Consider the following 17482-nt stretch of genomic DNA (forward strand, 5'->3'; position numbering starts at 1 on the left):
TTCCGGGGGCAGGGCGAAGGGAGGCGTCCACCTTCTCAACAACGGACGTGCGAGCGGGCCGGAGGCCGGTCCCCCGGCGGGTTCGATTCCCGCTGCCCGCACGGGGCGGGGCGGCCACGGCACGGTCGCCCCTTTCGCGGGTGTGCGGGGGCGCTCCGCTCTACCGGTGGCCGTCCCCGAGTTCCCCCACCGCCGCCCGGAAGGTCTCCCAGGGCAGCAGGGCACACCGGGTCCGCGCGTGCAGCCGCGCCACGCCCCGCAGGGCCACGAGGTCCCCCAGGGCCGGGTCGGGCGCCTCGCCGCGCAGCATCCGCTCAAAGGCCCCGGCCAGGGCGAGGCCCCCTTCCACCGAGCGCCCCCTCAGGGCCACCGCCATCAGCGAGGCAGTGCCCTGCGACACCGCGCAGCCCGAGCCGGTAAAGGCGACGCCCGTGATGACGCCGCCCTCCACACCCAGGTGCAGGCACACGCGGTCCCCGCACGAGGGGTTCAGGCCCTGCCGGGTGACGGTCGGGGCCGCCAGCGTGCCGTGGTGCCGTGGGCGGCGCGAATGGTCGAGAATCAGCGTCCGGTACAGTTCGTCGGCCTTGGTCATGTCGCCTCCCGTGCTTCCCCGGTGTCGGTGCCCCAGGCTACCGCGCCGCGCCCGGTCGGCGCCTGGGAGGGAGGGAAGCGCCCCCATGAAGCTCCCGGAACACAGGCGGGCCGACCGCAACAGTTCGCTCTCCTGCGGGGACGACCCAGGCTCCTCTTCCCTGCCCGCCCGAACGGCGCCCCGCATGAGTGCCCCGGCGATCCGGGCTTTTCCGCCTTCGACTGGCCCCGGCTGCTGTTCGGGGCGGACTCCAGCGTGCTGCTGGAACTCGCCGCCCGGACGGGCGTCATCTTCCTGCGGCCGCTGTTGTTGCGGCGCATGACCGGCAAGCGCGACCCCGCGCAGGGCGCCTTGTACGCTGCCCCCCGCGCCTCGCTCTGGAACTTGCCGGGCCGGTTCCACCCGGCCAGACCGGCACAGCTCGCAGGAGAGCGGAAAGGGACCTGACGGCTACGGGGAGAACGGACCGAACGGAAGCCGGACCGGTCCCGATGGCATTGGAGGGGCCTGCACCCGGCCTCTGCTGTAATGCGGGCCGATGACCCCCCCCTCTCCCGCCGCCTCCCGGCGCCCGCTGCTCGCCTCGCTCGCCTTTCTCGCCTTTGTCAGCCTGGGCCTTCCGGACGGATTGCTGGGGGTGTCGTGGCCCTCCATGCGGGGGGACCTCGGCGTGCCGCTCGACGCGCTGGGGCTGCTCGCGGCGGTGCAGACGGCGGGGTACCTCACCTCCAGCTTCTTGAGCGGGCGGGTGCTGCGGGTGCAGCCCATCGGAACGGTGCTCGCGCTCTCCACTCTGGCCGCCGCCGTGGCCCTGCTGGGCTTTGCCCTGACGCCCGCGTGGCCGCTGCTGCTGGCGTTCGGCTTCCTGGCGGGGCTGGGCGGGGGGGCGGTGGACGCCGGGCTGAATGCCTACGGGGCGAGACACTTCAGCGCCCGCACGCTCAACTGGCTGCACGCCTTTTTCGGGTTGGGGACCACCCTGGGGCCGCTGATCGTGACCGCGGTGCTGGGGTCGGGGAATGTCTGGCGCTGGAGCTACGTGATCGTGGGAGGCGCCCAGCTCGCCCTGGCGCTGACCTTTTTCCTGACCCGGCGGCGCTGGGTGACGGCAACGGCACCGGATGGCGAGAGCGCCGCGCCCGTCCCGGCGGCCCGCACGCGCGAGACCCTGCGCCGCCCCGTCGTGTGGCTGGGCATGCTGACCTTTTTCCTGTACACCGGGGTCGAGGCCGTCACTGCCCAGTGGAGCTACTCGCTGCTGACCCTGGGCCGTGGGGTGCCGGAGACGGCGGCGGGGCTGTTCGTCAGCCTGTACTGGGGCAGCCTGATGGTGGGACGGATTCTCTTCGGGGCGGTCGCCAACCGGGTGCCGCTGGTGGGCACGCTGCGGCTGTGCCTGATCGCCAGCGTCGCCGGGGCGCTGCTGTTCTGGCTGGAGCCGACCCGCGCCCTCTCGGTCGCCGGACTGATGATGATCGGCTTTTTCCTCGCGCCCATCTTCGCCTCGCTGATCAGCCTGACGCCGGGGCGCGTCGGGCAGGCGCACGCCGACAGCGCCATCGGTTTTCAGGTCGCCGCCGCCGGGCTGGGCGGGGCCGCCCTCACGGCGCTGGTGGGCGTGCTCTCGCGCTGGGGCGGGCTGGAGCTGATCGGGGCGTCGGTCACCGTGCTCGCCGCGCTGCTGCTGGCGCTGTACGAGGTGTTCATGCGGGTAGGCGGCGGGGAGACGGCGCCGGAGAGGGTGGGGGGGTGAGAGAACGGCGAGAAGAAGGGGGCGGCGCATCATACGGATTCCGGCCCAGCAGTGACAAAACCTGGTCCACCCGAGCGACGCGAGCAGGACCACAACGGTGGCCGGGAACGGATGGGACGGCCACCGGATCAGGCATCGGTGAAGGGATCGCCCGCGCGGTTGTGCTGGCGAGGGATCGGGTTTACACGTACGGTTCCGACGAGGCCACGACCGAGGCCGTGAGCACCGCGGACTGGCTGCGGTCGGCGCTGCCGAACGGCGCCTGACCTGTGGGAGGACCCTTCATGACTGACGCGCAACCGGATGCCCTGACGCAGCTTCTCTCGGGTCTCTCCGATCTGCTGCCCACACTGGAGGCGACCTACAAGGACATTCACAGCCGTCCCAACTGTCGATGCAGGAACACCGCACCGCCGAGATGGCCGCGAGGCATCTGGCGGACCACGGCTACGAGGTGACGACCGGCGTCGGAAAGACGGGCGTCGTCGGCCTGCTGCGCAACGGCGACGGCCACAGACGCGGCAGGGAACACGGTGCCGGTCGTGCCGGTCTCCCATGCCTGCGGCCATGACCTGCACGTGGCCTGGCTGAGCTGAGCGACGGCCCTGTTCTCCCGCAACCACGGGGCCTGGCGCGGCGGTCGTGGTGGGCGGCCGTCTGCTCGATATGCCGATCATCGTCACCGCCGTGGGAGGCGGCCTGATCTGCCTCGTCCTGCGGATGCTGGCGATCCGGCGCAGTTGGCGCCTGCCGGTCGCGCTCAGAAGCGATCCACCAGCATCTTCTGCTATGGATTCCGGTTGAGCGGTTTGGGAACTCTTCAACCCGAGCGGCCGGGCGAAGCTGCGAAGCAGAGTGAGCAGGAACGCAACGGTTTCCGTCCAGCAGGCGGCGACAGGTGATCTCACCGCGTCTCCACTCTTCTCCCGATGCAGGGCTCCGCCCCGCCGCACCTCCAAGCGGCTGGGCCTAGGCCTCACCCGGCCCAGTGGGGCGGAGGCCACAGCCGCTACACCGACGCCTGCGTCACCTGGCGGCTCTTGCCCATTCCGGCGACGACCTGATTCACGATCCGCAGCCAGGCGCGGGCGCTGGCCTCGACCACGTCGGTGGCGACGCCGGTGCCGTGCAGGCTGATCTCGCCGTAGCGGGCGCCGATGCTGACCTCGCCCACCGCGTCGCCGCCGCCGGTCACGGCCTGGATGCGGTAGCTCTCCAGCACCGGGCTGATGCCGGTGAGGCGCCCGATGGCCTGAAACGCCGCCTCGACCGGGCCGTCGCCGTGCGCGGTGGCCTCGGCGGAGCCGTCCGGGGTCTTCAGGCGTACAAAGGCCACCGGGGTCATGTTCATGCCGGAGGTGATCTGGAAGCCCTCCAGTGCGAAGGTCTGCGGCACGTCGCTGCGGCTGTCCACCAGCGCCCGCAGGTCGTCGGCGGAGACCTGCCCCTTGCGGTCGGCGAGGTCCTTGAAGCGGGCGAACAGCGGCCCCACCCGGTCTTCTTCCAGCGCGTAGCCCAGGTCGGCCAGCGCCTTGCGGAAAGCGGCGCGGCCCGAATGCTTGCCCATCACCAGTACGGCGGCCTCGCGGCCCACCTGCTCGGCCTGCATGATCTCGTAGGTCTCACGGGCCTTGAGGACCCCGTCCTGGTGGATACCCGACTCGTGGGCGAAGGCGTTGTCGCCCACGATGGCCTTGTTGGGCTGCACCGGCATCCCGCTCAGGCGGCTCACCAGCCGCGAGGCGCGGTACAGTTCGCGGGTGCGGATGCCGGTCTGGAAGCCGTACACGTCCCCACGGGTGTGAAACGCCATCACGATCTCCTCCAGGCTGGCGTTTCCGGCCCGCTCGCCGATGCCGTTCACCGTGCATTCGATCTGCCGCGCCCCCCCCTCGGCGGCGGCGATGGAGTTGGCGACCGCCATTCCCAGGTCGTCGTGGCAGTGGGCGGAGAGGATGACGTGCCCCGGCAATTCGGCCTTCAGAAAGGCGAACAGTTCGCGCATCTCGGCGGGCGTCGTGTAGCCCACCGTGTCGGGCACGTTGATGGTGCTCGCCCCGGCCTCCACCACCGCGCGGAAGATGCGGACCAGAAAGTCGCGCTCCGAGCGGGTGGCGTCCTCGGCGCTGAATTCCACGTCGTCCACGAAGGACCGGGCCAGCCGCACCGCCTCCACCGCCCGCTCGACCACCGCGTCCGGCTCCAGGTTCAGCTTGCGGGCCATGTGAATGGGGCTGGTGGCGATGAAGGTGTGGATGCGGGGCCTGTCGGCGGCCTCGACCGCCCTCGCCGCCGCCTCGATGTCGGCGCGGCCCGCGCGGGCCAGCCCGGCGATCACCGGCCCGCGCACCTCGCGGGCGATGCGCGACACGCCCTCAAGGTCGCCGGGGCTGGCGATGGGAAACCCCGCCTCGATCACGTCCACGCCCAGCCGGGCGAGCTGGTGGGCGATCTCCAGCTTCTGGCCGTGGTTCAAGGCCACGCCGGGCGACTGCTCGCCGTCGCGCAGGGTCGTGTCGAAGATGCGGATGCGGTCGGGCTGGGGCTGCTGGGTCATGGGGTCTCCTGAAGCGCGAGGGACAAAAGAAGAGCCCCCGGAGAGGCTTTCCTCCGGGGGCCGGGCGGGCACTGCCTTTCGCCGCTCACTCCACCGGAGGAACGCGAAGAAGAAGCAGGCCGCTGAACATGGGCATAGGTCACTGTACAGGCCGGGCCGCCAACGGAGGACCAGTTGTCTGCACGGGGTCACGCGGCGGGTCAGTGGAGGTCAGCTCGCGGAGCGTTCCGGCCCGGCCTGCGCCTCCAGCCGGTGGTGCCGCCGGACCTCCTCCTCGGACGCGGGTGGAGGAGCAGCAAAACGGACGTTCTGGACGGAGTTTTTCCAGAACAGGCGCGGGCGAGCGCTCCGCGAACGTGAATGGGACAGTGTGGCCTGACAAGGGCCGCCCATCCACCGGGAGGGCGGCCTGGAAGGGAGGGACCTAGACCTCCAGTTCCTTCTTCTCGATAAAGGGCATCTTGTCCCGCAGGTCCTTGCCCACCGTCTCCAGCAGGTGGCCGCGCATCTTCCCGCGCTGTTCATTCATGTACGGGAAACCGCTCTCGGCGTCCTGAATGAAGCTCTGGGCAAACTTGCCGGACTGGATGTCGCCCAGCACGTCCTTCATCGTCGCCTTCGTCTCGTCGGTGATGATGCGCGGCCCGGTCACGTAGTCGCCGAACTCGGCGGTGTTGGAGATGGAGTGGCGCATCCCCTCGAAGCCCTTTTCGTAGATCAGGTCCACGATCAGCTTGACCTCGTGCAGCGTTTCGAAATAGGCGATTTCGGGCTGGTATCCGGCCTCCACCAGCGTCTCGAAGCCCGCCTGGATCAAGTGGGTCACGCCGCCGCACAAGACCGACTGCTCCCCGAAGAGGTCGGTTTCCGTTTCCTCCTTGAAGGTGGTTTCGAGCACGCCCGCGCGGGTGCAGCCGATGCCGCGAGCGTAGGCCAGGGCCAGAGCACGGGCGCCGCCCGAGGCGTCCTGCGCGACCGCGAAGATGCCGGGCATGCCGCCGCCGTCGGCATAGATGCGCCGCAGCATGTGCCCCGGTCCCTTGGGGGCAACCAGAAACACGTCCACGCCCGTGGGCGGCGTGATGCGCCCGAAATGGACGTTGAACCCGTGGCCGAAGGCGAGCGCCTTGCCCGGCGTGAGGTGGGGGGCGATGCTCTGCTCGTACACCCCCGGCTGCGCCTCGTCGGGAATCAGCAGCATGATCACATCGGCCTCGCGGGTGGCGTCCTCGACGGTGGTCACGCGCAGGCCCGCCTGCTCGGCCTTGGCGCGGCTGGCGGACCCCTCACGCAGGCCGACGACCACGTTGAGGCCGCTGTCGCGCAGGTTCTGGGCGTGGGCATGGGCCTGCGAGCCGTAGCCGATGATCGCGATCAACTTCTCCTCAATGGGCGAGAGGTCCACGTCGCGGTCGTAGTACAGGGTCGCTGCCATGAGGGATTCTCCTACACAGTGTGAGCGGGGTTGGATGGCGGACTAGAGGAGGCCGGGGACAAGGGACCAGGCGAGCCCGACTCCTCCGCCAGCGCGGGGGTGAGCGCCCGGCTCTCGCCGCCGTGGTAGACGTGCCCCGGAATGTCGGCGTTGGACCCTCGCGTGAGGGCCACCCGCCCGGTCCGCATGGTCTCCAGAATGCCGAAGGGCCGCATCTGCTCGATGAAGGCGGTGACCTTGCCCTCGTCGCCCGTCACCTCGAAGGTCAGGGCGCGGCGGCCCACGTCCACGATGCGGGCGCGGAAGTCCTCGGCGATCTGGCGCACCTCGACGCGGCTTTCGGGGGTGATGGCGACTTTCACGAGGACGAGTTCGCGGTCCACGAACTTCTCCAGGCTGTGATCGACGACGTGCAGCACGTCATGCAGCTTTCCGAGCTGTTTCATCGCCTGCTCGACGATGGCGCGGTCGCCGGTCACGACGAAGGTCATACGGCTGACTCCCGGCTGCTCGGTGCTCCCCACCGACAGGCTGCGGATGTTGTAGGCGCGGCGACCGAAGAGGGACGTGATGCGGGTCAGCACGCGCGGCTCGTCACGCACCAGGGCACTGACCAGGTGATCGGCGGTCATGCGGGGCCTCCCGGAACGGGCACGGGTTCGGTCTCGATCATCTCGCTCAGCGCCGCTCCGGCGGGCACCATCGGGAAGACGCCGTGCTCGTTCGGCACCACGACCTCCAGCAGGGCGCTGCCGTCGTGCGCGAGCCAGGCGTCGATGGCACTTTCCAGGTCGGCCGGGTTGTCGGCCCGCCAGCCGGAAATCCCATAGGCGTCGGCCAGCTTCAGGAAGTCGGGGTTGGAATCGCCCAGGTAGACCTCCGAGTAGCGGCGCTCGTGGAAGAGTTCCTGCCACTGGCGGACCATCCCCAGGTAGGAGTTGTTCACGACGCAGATCTTGACGTTGCGGATGCCGTACTTGGTCAGGGTGGCGAGTTCCTGGGCGGTCATCTGAAAGCCGCCGTCCCCGGCGATCACCATGCTGGTCACGCCGGGTTCGGCCAGCGCCGCACCGATGGCCGCCGGGAAGCCGAAGCCCATCGTGCCCAGCCCACCCGAGGTCAGCCAGCGCCGGGGCTTTTCGAAGCGGGCGAGCTGCGCGGCGAGCATCTGGTGCTGGCCCACGTCGGTGCTGAGGAGGTCGTCCGGTTTCAGGCGCGAGACGACCTGCCGCACCGCCTGCGCCGCGCCCCAGTGGCTGGGGTGCTCGCCGCGCGTGCGCCACTCGGCCAGCGCGGCGGTCCAGTCGGGGTGACTCAGGGGCTCGGCCTGCTCGGTGAGCCGCCGGGCCGCCTGGGCAGCGTCGGCACGCACCGGCACGTGCGCCCGCACGATCTTGCTGATCTCGGCGGCGTCGAGGTCGATGTGGATGATGCTGGCCTGAGGGGCGAAGTCCTTGACCCGCCCCGTCACCCGGTCGTCGAAGCGCAGGCCGATGCCGACCAGCACGTCGGCTTCGGAGATCGCGCGGTTGGCGGCGACCGAGCCGTGCATCCCCGGCATCCCCAGCCAGAGGGGATCGGAGGCGGGGAAGGCCCCCAGACCCATCAGGGTGGTGATGGTCGGGAGGCGCCACGCCCGTGCGAAGGCGGTGACCTCGGCGGCAGCTCCCTGAGCGCCTCCGCCGACCATCAGGACGGGCTTGCGCGCGCCCCGCAGCAGTGCGGCGGCAGCTTCCAACGCCCCCGGGTCTGGAGCCGGGGCCTCGGGCGAGGCCTGTGGGCCGTGGACCTCGCCCGAGAAGGCCGCGAGCTGCACGTCCTTGGGAATGTCCACCAGCACCGGGCCGGGACGCCCCGAGCGGGCGATGCGGATGGCCTCGGCCACGACGCGCGGCAGGTCGTCCGCCTCCTGCACCACGTAGTTGTGCTTGGTAATGGGGAGGGTGATTCCGGTGATGTCGGCCTCCTGAAAGGCGTCGGTGCCCATCAGGTGCCGGGCCACGTTGCCGGTGATCGCCAGCAGCGGCACCGAGTCCATCATCGCGTCGGCCAGGCCGGTGACCAGGTTGGTGGCGCCCGGCCCGCTGGTCGCCAGGCACACGCCAAGGTCGCCGGTCGCCTTGGCCCAGCCTTCGGCCGCGTGGATCGCGCCCTGCTCATGCCGCGCGAGAATGTGGCGGATGTCCGGAAAGAGGGTCAGCGCGTCGTACACCGGCATGATCGCGCCGCCGGGATAGCCGAAGACGGTCCCGACGCCGTGCGCGGCGAGTGTGTGCCAGAGGGCCTGGGCGCCGTTGGGAGGGGTCATGGCAGGCTCCGCGCACAGTGGTTCCGGGCAGAGTGGGTCCGGGGCTGCGGGTGGGGCTGGGGACGAATGCTCATCTCTTGACCTCCTGTGACCTGTTGTGCGCTGAAAACGAGAAATCCCGCCCTCTGGTTGGGGGCGGGGTTTACGGGAGCAACGCGCGGGCGCTCAGCCTCCAGAAACCCCGGGGCCAAGAAGAAGCGCGAGCGTGGTGCGCGGCGGCATAGCAGCACCGTACGGCGTGGGCGGGGGCCGGGCGGGGCGGCGACCTAGACGAATGGGGGGAGTGGGCCTCCGGGACTCCACCTTCCCCCCGCTTGAACGCGCCGCCCCGCAGGCCCCACACTGAGCCCCATCCCTCTGGTCCGCCACCGGCCTGCCGCCCCCCGGTCCCCCCAGGAGAGTGCATGAACGACCCTTTCCCCCGCAGGCAGGCTGCCCCCACCGCCACGGCCCTCCACCCCCGGCCCCAGCTCACGCGCGGGCGCTGGGAGGACCTGGGAGGCCCGTGGCGCTTTGCCCACGACGACGAGAACCGGGGCTTGGAGGAACGCTGGTTCGAGGGGGGCGCAGCAGCGGCGGCGTTCGGGGAGCAGATCGTGGTGCCGTTTCCGCCCGAGAGCCGGGCCAGCGGGCTGCGGGCGACGGGCTACCACCCGGTCGTGTGGTACTCGCGCGAGGTGCGGGTGGCCCCGGAAGACCGCGCGGGCCGCGTGCTGCTGCATTTCGGGGCAGTGGACTACCGGGCGCAGGTGTGGGTGAACGGGCGCCTGGTGGCCGAGCACGAGGGCGGCCACACGCCCTTTACCGCCGAGATCACGCCCACGCTGGAGCCGGGGGACACGCAGACCGTCGTGGTCCGCGCCGAGGACGATCCCCATGACCTCGCGCAGCCGCGCGGCAAGCAGGACTGGGAACCGGGACCGCACGCGATCTGGTACCACCGCACGACCGGCATCTGGCAACCGGTGTGGCTGGAGGTCGTGCCGCGCACCTTCGTCTCGGGGCTGCGCTGGACGCCCGACGTGGAGCGCGGGCGGCTGGGCCTGCACGTCCGCCTGAACGAGCGGCCCCGGCAGGCCCTGCGGGTGCGGGTGCGCCTGAGCCTGCGCGGCGAGCGGCTGGCCGACGACACCTACGCCCTGGACGGCCAGGAGGTCGGGCGCGAGATCAACCTGGGGGCGCAGCGCGTTCAGGCCAGGCGCAAAGAGCTGCTGTGGTCCCCCCGGCGGCCCAACCTGATTGACGCCCGCATCACCCTGCTCGACGACGACAACGTGGTGGACGAGGTCGGCAGCTACGTGGGGCTGCGCAGCGCCGGGGTGCGCGACGGGCGATTCCAGCTCAACGGCTCGCCCTACTACCTGCGGATGGTGCTGGCGCAGAACTACTGGCCCGAGTCGCACCTCGCCGCGCCCTCGGCAGAGGCCCTGCGGCGCGAGGTCGAACTTGTCAAGGAGCTGGGCTTCAACGGCATCCGCATCCACCAGAAGGTGGAAGACCCGCGCTTCCTGTACTGGTGCGACAAACTCGGCCTGCTGGTGTGGGGCGAGATGGCGAACGCCTACGTCTTTACGCCGGAAGCGCAGCGCCGCCTGACGCGCGAGTGGCTGGACGTGCTGGAGCGCGACCACAACCATCCCTGCGTGGTGACCTGGGTGCCGGTCAACGAGAGCTGGGGCGTGCCCAACCTGGAGGGGGACCCGGCGCAGCGGGCCTTTGTGCGCGGCCTGTACCACCTGACGCGGTCGCTGGACCCGACCCGCCCGGTGATCGGCAACGACGGCTGGGAGATCGTGGAGGGCGACATCCTGGGAGTCCACGACTACGCACTCGACGGCGCGACCCTGCGCGAGCGCTACGGCTCCGAGGGGGCGCTGGAGCACACCCTGAAGGCGGTGCAGCCTGCCCGGCGCAACTTCTACCTCGCCGGGCACCACCGCCAGGGCGAGCCCGTGATGCTGACCGAGTTCGGCGGCCTCAGCCACGCGCCGGGCGACGCCGAGCGCTGGTGGGGCTACGGCACCCTGCCCGACACGGACGCGCTGCTCTCGCGCTACGAGGAACTGCTCACGGCCGTGCTCGATAGTCCTGTGATCGCGGGGTTTTGCTACACCCAGCTCACCGACACCGAGCAGGAGACGAACGGCCTGCTGCGCGAGGACCGCACGCCCAAGCTCGACCCGGAGCGGGTGCGGGCGATCACCACCCGCGTGTCCCGCGCCGTGCAGCACGACGTGCTTCAGGAAATCCATGCCCTGGCCGACGAACGCCGCCTGGAGCAGATGCGCGGGGCGTCCGGGACGGAAGCCACCGACGAGGAGTGAGCCCCCAGGGTGGGCGCTCACCCGCCGCCCGCCCGGAAGGCGCACCATGACCCCACCCCTTTGTCAGCCCGTCAGCATTCCCCCGGGAGGAGAGACCATGACCACGACCCCTGAACCCCGGCCTACCGTGACCCCCTACGACGTGCCCGCCATCATGGCCGGGCTGTACGGCGACGGCATCATCGGCCTGAAGGGCGCTTTTTCCCGCGAGTGGGTCGCCCGGCTCGGGGAAGAACTGCCGGTCCTCTACCGCGAGGCCCTCGCCCGGCCCGGCGGCGCCGTCGGGCGCGGCACCAACCGCCACTACGTCGAGATTCACCCCGAGGACATCAGCGGCTTTCTGGACCTGGTAACCCACCCCTGGGTCCGCACCGTGTGTGAGAGCGTGCTGGGGCCGAACTACCAGATCGTCGAGATCGGCTTCGACGTGCCCAACCCCGGCGCGAAGGATCAGCCCTGGCACCGCGACTTCCGGGCCGGACCCGAGACGCTCGTGGACCGCCGCCTCAACTCGCTGGCCTTCAACCTCACCACCGTGGACGTGGAGGAGGACATGGGGCCCTTCGAGATCGCGCCCGGCACTCAGTGGGACGACCCCAGCGAGTACGACCACGGCATGTTCCCGCCGGTCTCGTTCTTTCCGAGGTATCAGGCCCTGGCCCAGCGCAAGCTGCCCCGGATGGGGGACATCTCGGCGAGAAGTGCGCTCACGATTCACCGCGGCACCGCCAACACCAGCGACAAGCCCCGCCCGGTGCTGGTCCTCGGCGTGGACGCGCCGGGTGCCGGGCACGACGAGTTCCACGACCTGCAATTCACGCGCGGGTACTACGAACGGCTGCCGCAGGAGGTCCGGGACCACCTGATCTGCCGGGTGGTGGAGAGCCTTGAACCCATCGTGCAGGGCCACACCATCGAGGGCCTGATGATGGGCGACGCCTGACGTGACGAGAGAGTTTGGCCGCGTGGTGGCCCATTTCGGGGGCGCGGTGATTCACGGACGGATCGCGGCGCTGGAGGGCGGGCGGGGCCTGATGCGGGTGGCGCTGGACCTGCCGCCGGGGCACCAGAAGCCGGGCGAGGGTGACGAGTGGGTGCTGGAGATGCACGACGGCGCCCGCTTCCGGGTCAGCGTGACCGGGAGGCTGGGCGGCGAGCCTCCCGAGTTCCGGCTGAGGCTGCTGGGGCGGGGCTGAGGCGGACCTGCCCCCACCCGTCTGAGCAACTGCCTGTCCCCACCCTGCCCAGCACGTTAGGGTGGTCTATGGGAGACTCCGCGCCAGCACGCCGCAGCGACACCATCAAGTCGGGCTTCGAACGCGCCCCGCACCGCAGCCTGCTGCGGGCGACTGGGGTGATCGAGCGCGAGAGCGATTTCGGCAAGCCCTTTATCGCCGTGTGCAACAGCTACATCGACATCATTCCGGGGCACGTGCATCTCCAGGAGTTCGGGCGGGTGGTCAAGGCGGCGGTCCGGGAGGCGGGCGGCATTCCCTTCGAGTTCAACACCATCGGCGTGGACGACGGCATCGCGATGGGCCACGCGGGGATGAAGTACAGCCTGCCCAGCCGCGAACTGATCGCGGACTCGGTGGAGACGGTCGTGCAGGCCCACCAGTTCGACGCGATGATCTGCATTCCCAACTGCGACAAGATCGTGCCGGGGATGCTGATGGGCGCGATGCGCTGCGACATCCCCACCATCTTCGTCAGCGGCGGGCCGATGCTGCGCGGCCTCACGAAGGCGGGGCGGCGGGTGGACCTCGCCTCGGTCTTTGAGGGGGTGGGGGCCTTTCAGGCGGGCCGGATGGGTGCCGACGAGTTGCGCGAGCTCGAAGAACAGGCCTGCCCCACCTGCGGGAGCTGCTCGGGGATGTTCACCGCCAACTCGATGAACTGCCTGTGCGAGGCGCTGGGAATGAGCCTGCCGGGGAACGGGACCATTCCGGCGACCGACCCCCGGCGGCATGAGCTGGCGCGGGCGGCGGCGCGGCAACTGCTGGTGCTGCTGGAACGCGGCATCACCCCCCGCCAGATCGTGACCGCCGAGGCCATCGACAACGCCTTTGCCCTCGACATGGCGATGGGCGGCTCGACGAACACGGTGCTGCACACCCTCGCCATCGCGCACGAGGTGGGGGTGGAGTACCCCCTTTCCCGGCTCAATGAGGTGTCCGACCGGGTGGCGAACCTGTGCAAGATCGCGCCCAGCAGTGACTTTCACATTCAGGACCTCGACGAGGTGGGCGGCGTCAGCGTGATCCTGCGCGAGCTGTTTCAGCGGGAGGGCATCTTGCACCGGGGCTGCATGACGGCGACCGGGCAGCCGCTGGAGGCCAACGTGGAAGGGGCGCCCGCTCCCGACGGCGACGTGGTGCGGCCCTGGGAGCGGGCCTACTCGGCCACCGGGGGACTGCGGCTGCTGTTCGGCAACCTCGCGCCGGAGGGGGGCGTGGTGAAGTACGCGGGCGTGGTGCCCGCCATGCGCCGCTTCGAGGGACCAGCCCTCGTCTACGACTCCATGGAGGCCGCCAACGCGGGCATCCTGGGGGGCGAGGTGCGGGCCGGGCACGTCGTCGTGATCCGCTACGAGGGGCCGCAGGGCGGGCCGGGAATGCAGGAGATGCTCTCTCCGACGGCCAACCTCGCCGGGATGGGCCTGGGCGAGAGCGTCCTGCTGCTCACCGACGGCCGCTTCAGCGGGGCCACGCGCGGGGGGTCCATCGGCCACGTCTCGCCGGAAGCGAGCGCGGGCGGTCCCATCGCCCTGGTCGTGAGCGGCGACCGCATCCGGGTGGATATGGACGCCGGAACGCTCGACCTGCTCGTCCCCGACGAGGAACTGGCGCGGCGCCGCGCCGAGTGGCAGCCCGTCGTCAAACCCACTCCGGGCCGCTGGCTGAAGCGCTATGCCCGGCTGGTCACCAGCGGGAGCCGGGGGGCGGTGCTGGACGACGGCATGGGACCGGAAGCCCCCGCGCCGCAGCCCCGGCAGGAGGCCGTGCCCGGGCGGTAGTTCCCTGCCCGCCTGGCCCCCGGCTTGAGCAGACAGGCTCTCCTCTCCCCCGCCCGCGCCCAGGTAGGCTGCCCCCATGTTCACCGTTTCCGGCCGGAGTGGAAGCGCCCTGCGCGGGCAGCTTCTTCTTCGGTGGGGGCGCTGAGCGCGAGCACCCGCGTTCACCACCGGCCCCCGGAGTCCACACGGCTCCGGGGGCCTTTCTCTTTTCTCCCGCAGGAGGTCTTTCCAGATGGGCATGACGATGGCACAGAAGATTCTGGCGGCGCACAGCGGCCACGCGGCCGTGGTACCCGGGCAACTGATCGAGTGCGCGACTGACCTCGTGCTGTGCCACGAGATCACCACCCCGGCGGCCCTGCGGATGCTGGAGGAACGCGGCATGAACCGGGTGTTCGACCCCGAAAAGATCGTGGCGATTCCCGACCACTCGGTGCCCGCCATGAACATCAAGGCCGCGAAGATGTACCAGAAGCTCAAGTCCTGGGTGCAGGAACAGGGCATCCGCCACTTCTACGACGTGGGGCGCGGCGGCATCGCGCACGTGGTGCTGGAGGGGAGCGGCCTGCTGCGGCCTGGGCAGACGCTGGTGAGCGGCGACTCGCACACCTGCAACGGCGGGGCGCTGGGGGCCTTTGCCACCGGGGTCGGCAGCACCGACCTCGCCGGCGCGATCTACGCGGGCCGGGTGTGGTTCAAGGTGCCGGAAACGATGCTGATCCGGGTGACGGGAGAGATGCAGCCGGGCGTGACGCCCAAGGACCTCGTGCTGGAGGTCATCCGGCGCATCGGCGCGGATGGCGCGAACTACCTCGTGATGGAGTGGGCCGGGGACACCATCGACCGCATGGACATGGAGGGCCGCTTCACCCTGACGAACATGGCGATCGAGGCGGGCGGCAAGACCGGGATCATCGCGGTGGACGACACGACGCGGGCATACCTCGCCGCGCGGGGCGTCACGCCCGACGGGTACACCGAGTACGCCTCCGACCCGGACGCGCCGTACAAGGTCGTGATCGAGCTCGACGCCTCGCAGGTCGAGCCGACGGTCGCCTACCCGCACATCCCCAGCAACGGCCGCGTGGCGGGCAGCGACCGCATCCCGGTCACGCACGCCTACGTGGGGAGCTGCACGAACGGGCGCATCAGCGACCTGCGCGAGGTGGCCCACATCCTGCGGGGGCGGCGGGTCGCGGACGGTGTGCAGATGATCGTGGTCCCCGCCACCCAGGCGATCTGGAAGCAGGCCGCGCAGGAGGGGCTGCTGGAGGTCTTCGTGGAGGCGGGCGCCAGCGTGAGCTATCCGAGCTGCGGCGCCTGCCTGGGGATGCACTCGGGCGTGCTGGGACCGGACGACGTTTGCATCTCCAGCTCCAACCGCAACTTCGTGGGCCGGATGGGCGACCCCTCGGCGCAGATCTACCTCGCCTCGCCCGCGACGGTGGCGGCAAGCGCGGTGGCAGGTGTGATCTCGGACCCGCGCGAGTATGCGGAGCTGCCCCGCGTGGAGGTGGCGTGATGCCCAGAGTCCATGTCTTCGCCCGCGACCACATCAACACCGACGAGATCATCCCCGCGCGGCACCTCACCAGCGACGTGGAGAGTGAACTGGCCCGCTACGCGATGGAGGACTACGACCCCAGCTTCGTGCGGCGGGTGCAGCCCGGCGACATCGTCGTGGCCGGGGCCGATTTCGGGTGCGGTTCCAGCCGCGAGCACGCCGTCTGGGCGCTGCGTGGAGCCGGGGTGGGGGCCGTGATCGCGCCCAACTTCGCCCGCATCTTCTACCGCAATGCGATCAACAACGGCTTTCTGGCGCTGGAGTGCGCGGGCATCGTGGACGCCTTTCAGGACGGCGACGAGGCCGACCTCGACCTCGTGGGCGGCACGATCACCAATGCCCGCAGTGGGCAGCGGCTCAGCTTCGTGCCTGTGCCCCAGTTCGCGCTGGACGTGCAGCGGGCGGGCGGCTGGCTGGAATACATGCGCGAGCAGGACGCAGTGGCCGCCGGAACCTTGACCACCCCTAGCACCGAGGCCGGACACGGCCACCCCGGAACCATACAGGAGGAATCCCATGCCTAAGATCGTCACGCTGCCCGGAGACGGGATCGGCCCCGAGGTCACCGCCGCCGCCGTGCAGGTGCTGCGCGAGGTCGCGCCGGACCTGACCATCGAGGAGCAGCTCATCGGCGGGGCGGCCATCGAGGCGACGGGCGAACCCTTCCCCGCCGCCACCCGCGAGGCCGTGCGCGGGGCCGACGCCGTGCTGCTGGGCACGGTGGGCGGCCCGCAGGACTCGCCCTGGAACCGCCTGCCGCGCCCGCAGCGGCCCGAGTCCGGCCTGCTCGCGCTGCGCCGGGCGATGGGCTGCTACGCCAACCTGCGCCCGGTGCGGGTGCTGCCTGGGCTGGAGCACCTCTCGCCGCTGAGGCCCGAGCTGGCACGCGGGGTGGACATCCTGATCGTGCGCGAGCTGCTGGGGGGCCTCTACTTCGACGGGGACCGGCGGCTGGACGGCGACGCGGCCCACAACACCATGCGCTACACGCGGGCCGAGGTCGAGCGGGTGGCGCGGGTGGCCTTCTGGGCGGCGGCGCAGCGGCGGGGCCGCGTGACCTCGGTGGACAAGGCCAACGTGCTGGAGGTCTCCGAGCTGTGGCGCAGCGCCGTGCAGGACGTCCACGACCGCAAGTACCGCGACCTGCACCTGAACCACGAGTACGTGGACAGCGTGGCGATGCTGCTGGTGTCCAACCCCGGCCGCTACGACGTGGTCCTGACAGAGAACCTGTTCGGCGACATCCTCTCGGACCTCGCGGCGGTGATTCCCGGCAGCTTGGGCCTGATGCCCTCGGCCAGCCTGGGGGACGGGGCGGGGCTGTTCGAGCCGATCCACGGCTCGGCCCCCGACATCGCCGGGCAGGGGGTGGCGAACCCGGCCGCCGCAATCCTGAGCGCGGCCATGCTGCTGCGCCACGGGCTGAACCGCCCGGCGGTCGCCAACCACGTCGAGGGCGCGGTGGCGCGGGCCTTGCGGTCTGGGCCCACCGCCGACCTGGGGGGCCGCGCGAGCACGGGTGCCTTCACGGACGCCGTGCTGGAAAACGTGCAGGTCGTGAGCGGGGCGTAGGGCGGAAACCCGGGCGGACAGGCCTGGCCTTTAGCCGATCCCGGTGGCCCTGTCGGCGGGAGAGCGGACGGCCTGGCGGCGCTGCCCGGCCTCGTTCAGTCGCAGGGTGGTGTTGATCGGCAAGCCCACCGCTCTGAGCGCCGTGAACATCTTCAGGTGCAGGACGGCCACCCAACGTCGTCATGGACGGCAGCACACGCCACGTCGTCAGCGCCTCCGCGACCGATGCCGAACCCTGCGACCTCGCCGCAGAGCCGACGCGCGGAGCCAGCTCTCCCCACGACGCCGACAGGCCGAACCAGAAGGGCACCGTCGGTACACTCTACGGCCAAGGCATCCGGAACGCGGAGGGGCTGGC

16 protein-coding genes are annotated in these 17482 nt (G+C 70.8%); 10 read left to right on the plus strand and 6 right to left on the minus strand.

Annotation, left to right across the window (positions count from 1 at the left end):
• Nucleotides 1–160: 160 nt before the first annotated feature.
• Complete coding sequence (sufU, locus tag L1280_RS08570) at nucleotides 161–595, minus strand: Fe-S cluster assembly sulfur transfer protein SufU (protein ID WP_253581687.1); 435 nt, start codon at nucleotides 593–595, stop codon at nucleotides 161–163.
• A gap of 27 nt (nucleotides 596–622) precedes the next feature.
• Between sufU and L1280_RS08575 the strand changes: the two genes are divergently transcribed.
• From L1280_RS08575 to L1280_RS08585, 3 genes are all read left to right on the plus strand, one after another.
• On the plus strand, nucleotides 623–1042 hold the full coding sequence (locus L1280_RS08575; RefSeq protein ID WP_253581688.1) for a hypothetical protein: 420 nt from the start codon (nucleotides 623–625) through the stop codon (nucleotides 1040–1042).
• A gap of 91 nt (nucleotides 1043–1133) precedes the next feature.
• Nucleotides 1134–2348 carry a sugar MFS transporter gene (locus L1280_RS08580; RefSeq protein ID WP_253581690.1) on the plus strand — a complete coding sequence of 405 codons (1215 nt, stop codon included), beginning with the start codon at nucleotides 1134–1136 and terminating at the stop codon, nucleotides 2346–2348.
• Between the two features lie 666 nt (nucleotides 2349–3014).
• Nucleotides 3015–3152, plus strand: coding sequence for a hypothetical protein (locus L1280_RS08585; protein ID WP_253581691.1), 138 nt, complete (start codon nucleotides 3015–3017; stop codon nucleotides 3150–3152).
• 205 nt (nucleotides 3153–3357) lie between these two features.
• On the opposite strand, the gene L1280_RS08590 is transcribed toward L1280_RS08585, so the two are convergent.
• The 4 genes from L1280_RS08590 to ilvB form a co-directional block, all read right to left on the minus strand.
• Nucleotides 3358–4905, minus strand: coding sequence for a 2-isopropylmalate synthase (locus L1280_RS08590; protein ID WP_253581692.1), 1548 nt, complete (start codon nucleotides 4903–4905; stop codon nucleotides 3358–3360).
• Nucleotides 4906–5329: 424 nt separating this feature from the next.
• Nucleotides 5330–6340, minus strand: a complete 1011-nt coding sequence (ilvC, locus tag L1280_RS08595; RefSeq protein ID WP_253581694.1) for a ketol-acid reductoisomerase — start codon at nucleotides 6338–6340, stop codon at nucleotides 5330–5332.
• Between the two features lie 11 nt (nucleotides 6341–6351).
• A complete protein-coding gene (ilvN, locus tag L1280_RS08600; protein ID WP_253581696.1) occupies nucleotides 6352–6972 on the minus strand; it encodes an acetolactate synthase small subunit in 621 nt (206 codons plus the stop codon).
• Entirely contained in the window at nucleotides 6969–8648 is a 1680-nt protein-coding gene (gene ilvB / locus L1280_RS08605) for a biosynthetic-type acetolactate synthase large subunit (RefSeq protein ID WP_253581698.1), read from the minus strand. Before ilvB ends, ilvN begins: the two co-directional genes overlap by 4 nt.
• Before the next feature lie 404 nt (nucleotides 8649–9052).
• Here ilvB and L1280_RS08610 point away from each other — a divergent pair, with 404 nt between their 5' ends.
• The 7 genes from L1280_RS08610 to leuB all read left to right on the plus strand — a co-directional run bounded on the left by L1280_RS08610 (nucleotide 9053) and on the right by leuB (nucleotide 17124).
• Entirely contained in the window at nucleotides 9053–10972 is a 1920-nt protein-coding gene (locus tag L1280_RS08610; protein WP_253581699.1) for a glycoside hydrolase family 2 protein, read from the plus strand.
• Nucleotides 10973–11069: 97 nt separating this feature from the next.
• Nucleotides 11070–11915 (plus strand): phytanoyl-CoA dioxygenase family protein, encoded by an 846-nt coding sequence (locus tag L1280_RS08615; protein ID WP_253581700.1) that lies wholly within the window; start codon nucleotides 11070–11072, stop codon nucleotides 11913–11915.
• 1 nt (nucleotide 11916) lies between these two features.
• Complete coding sequence (locus L1280_RS08620; RefSeq protein ID WP_253581701.1) at nucleotides 11917–12168, plus strand: hypothetical protein; 252 nt, start codon at nucleotides 11917–11919, stop codon at nucleotides 12166–12168.
• A gap of 68 nt (nucleotides 12169–12236) precedes the next feature.
• A complete protein-coding gene (gene ilvD / locus L1280_RS08625) occupies nucleotides 12237–13988 on the plus strand; it encodes a dihydroxy-acid dehydratase (RefSeq protein WP_253581702.1) in 1752 nt (583 codons plus the stop codon).
• 232 nt (nucleotides 13989–14220) lie between these two features.
• Entirely contained in the window at nucleotides 14221–15510 is a 1290-nt protein-coding gene (locus L1280_RS08630; RefSeq protein WP_253581703.1) for a 3-isopropylmalate dehydratase large subunit, read from the plus strand.
• Nucleotides 15510–16076, plus strand: coding sequence for a 3-isopropylmalate dehydratase small subunit (locus L1280_RS08635; RefSeq protein WP_253581704.1), 567 nt, complete (start codon nucleotides 15510–15512; stop codon nucleotides 16074–16076). Before L1280_RS08630 ends, L1280_RS08635 begins: the two co-directional genes overlap by 1 nt.
• Nucleotides 16069–17124: a 3-isopropylmalate dehydrogenase gene (leuB, locus tag L1280_RS08640; RefSeq protein ID WP_253581706.1), complete on the plus strand. Its 1056-nt coding sequence runs from the start codon at nucleotides 16069–16071 to the stop codon at nucleotides 17122–17124. Before L1280_RS08635 ends, leuB begins: the two co-directional genes overlap by 8 nt.
• 30 nt (nucleotides 17125–17154) lie before the next feature.
• Here leuB and L1280_RS08645 read toward each other — a convergent pair whose 3' ends face one another.
• On the minus strand, nucleotides 17155–17295 hold the full coding sequence (locus L1280_RS08645) for a hypothetical protein (protein ID WP_253581707.1): 141 nt from the start codon (nucleotides 17293–17295) through the stop codon (nucleotides 17155–17157).
• Nucleotides 17296–17482 lie beyond the last annotated feature (187 nt).

Origin of the sequence: Deinococcus sp. HSC-46F16 (assembly GCF_024171495.1) — a bacterium.
GTDB lineage: Bacteria > Deinococcota > Deinococci > Deinococcales > Deinococcaceae > Deinococcus.

Coding starts and splice junctions, on each gene's coding strand:
- sufU (WP_253581687.1), bottom strand. CDS start 595: ATGACCAAGGCCGACGAACTGTACCGGACGCTGATTCTCGACCATTCG.
- L1280_RS08580 (WP_253581690.1), top strand. CDS start 1,134: ATGACCCCCCCCTCTCCCGCCGCCTCCCGGCGCCCGCTGCTCGCCTCG.
- L1280_RS08585 (WP_253581691.1), top strand. CDS start 3,015: ATGCCGATCATCGTCACCGCCGTGGGAGGCGGCCTGATCTGCCTCGTC.
- L1280_RS08590 (WP_253581692.1), bottom strand. CDS start 4,905: ATGACCCAGCAGCCCCAGCCCGACCGCATCCGCATCTTCGACACGACC.
- ilvC (WP_253581694.1), bottom strand. CDS start 6,340: ATGGCAGCGACCCTGTACTACGACCGCGACGTGGACCTCTCGCCCATT.
- ilvN (WP_253581696.1), bottom strand. CDS start 6,972: ATGACCGCCGATCACCTGGTCAGTGCCCTGGTGCGTGACGAGCCGCGC.
- ilvB (WP_253581698.1), bottom strand. CDS start 8,648: ATGACCCCTCCCAACGGCGCCCAGGCCCTCTGGCACACACTCGCCGCG.
- L1280_RS08610 (WP_253581699.1), top strand. CDS start 9,053: ATGAACGACCCTTTCCCCCGCAGGCAGGCTGCCCCCACCGCCACGGCC.
- L1280_RS08615 (WP_253581700.1), top strand. CDS start 11,070: ATGACCACGACCCCTGAACCCCGGCCTACCGTGACCCCCTACGACGTG.
- ilvD (WP_253581702.1), top strand. CDS start 12,237: ATGGGAGACTCCGCGCCAGCACGCCGCAGCGACACCATCAAGTCGGGC.
- L1280_RS08630 (WP_253581703.1), top strand. CDS start 14,221: ATGGGCATGACGATGGCACAGAAGATTCTGGCGGCGCACAGCGGCCAC.
- L1280_RS08635 (WP_253581704.1), top strand. CDS start 15,510: ATGCCCAGAGTCCATGTCTTCGCCCGCGACCACATCAACACCGACGAG.
- leuB (WP_253581706.1), top strand. CDS start 16,069: ATGCCTAAGATCGTCACGCTGCCCGGAGACGGGATCGGCCCCGAGGTC.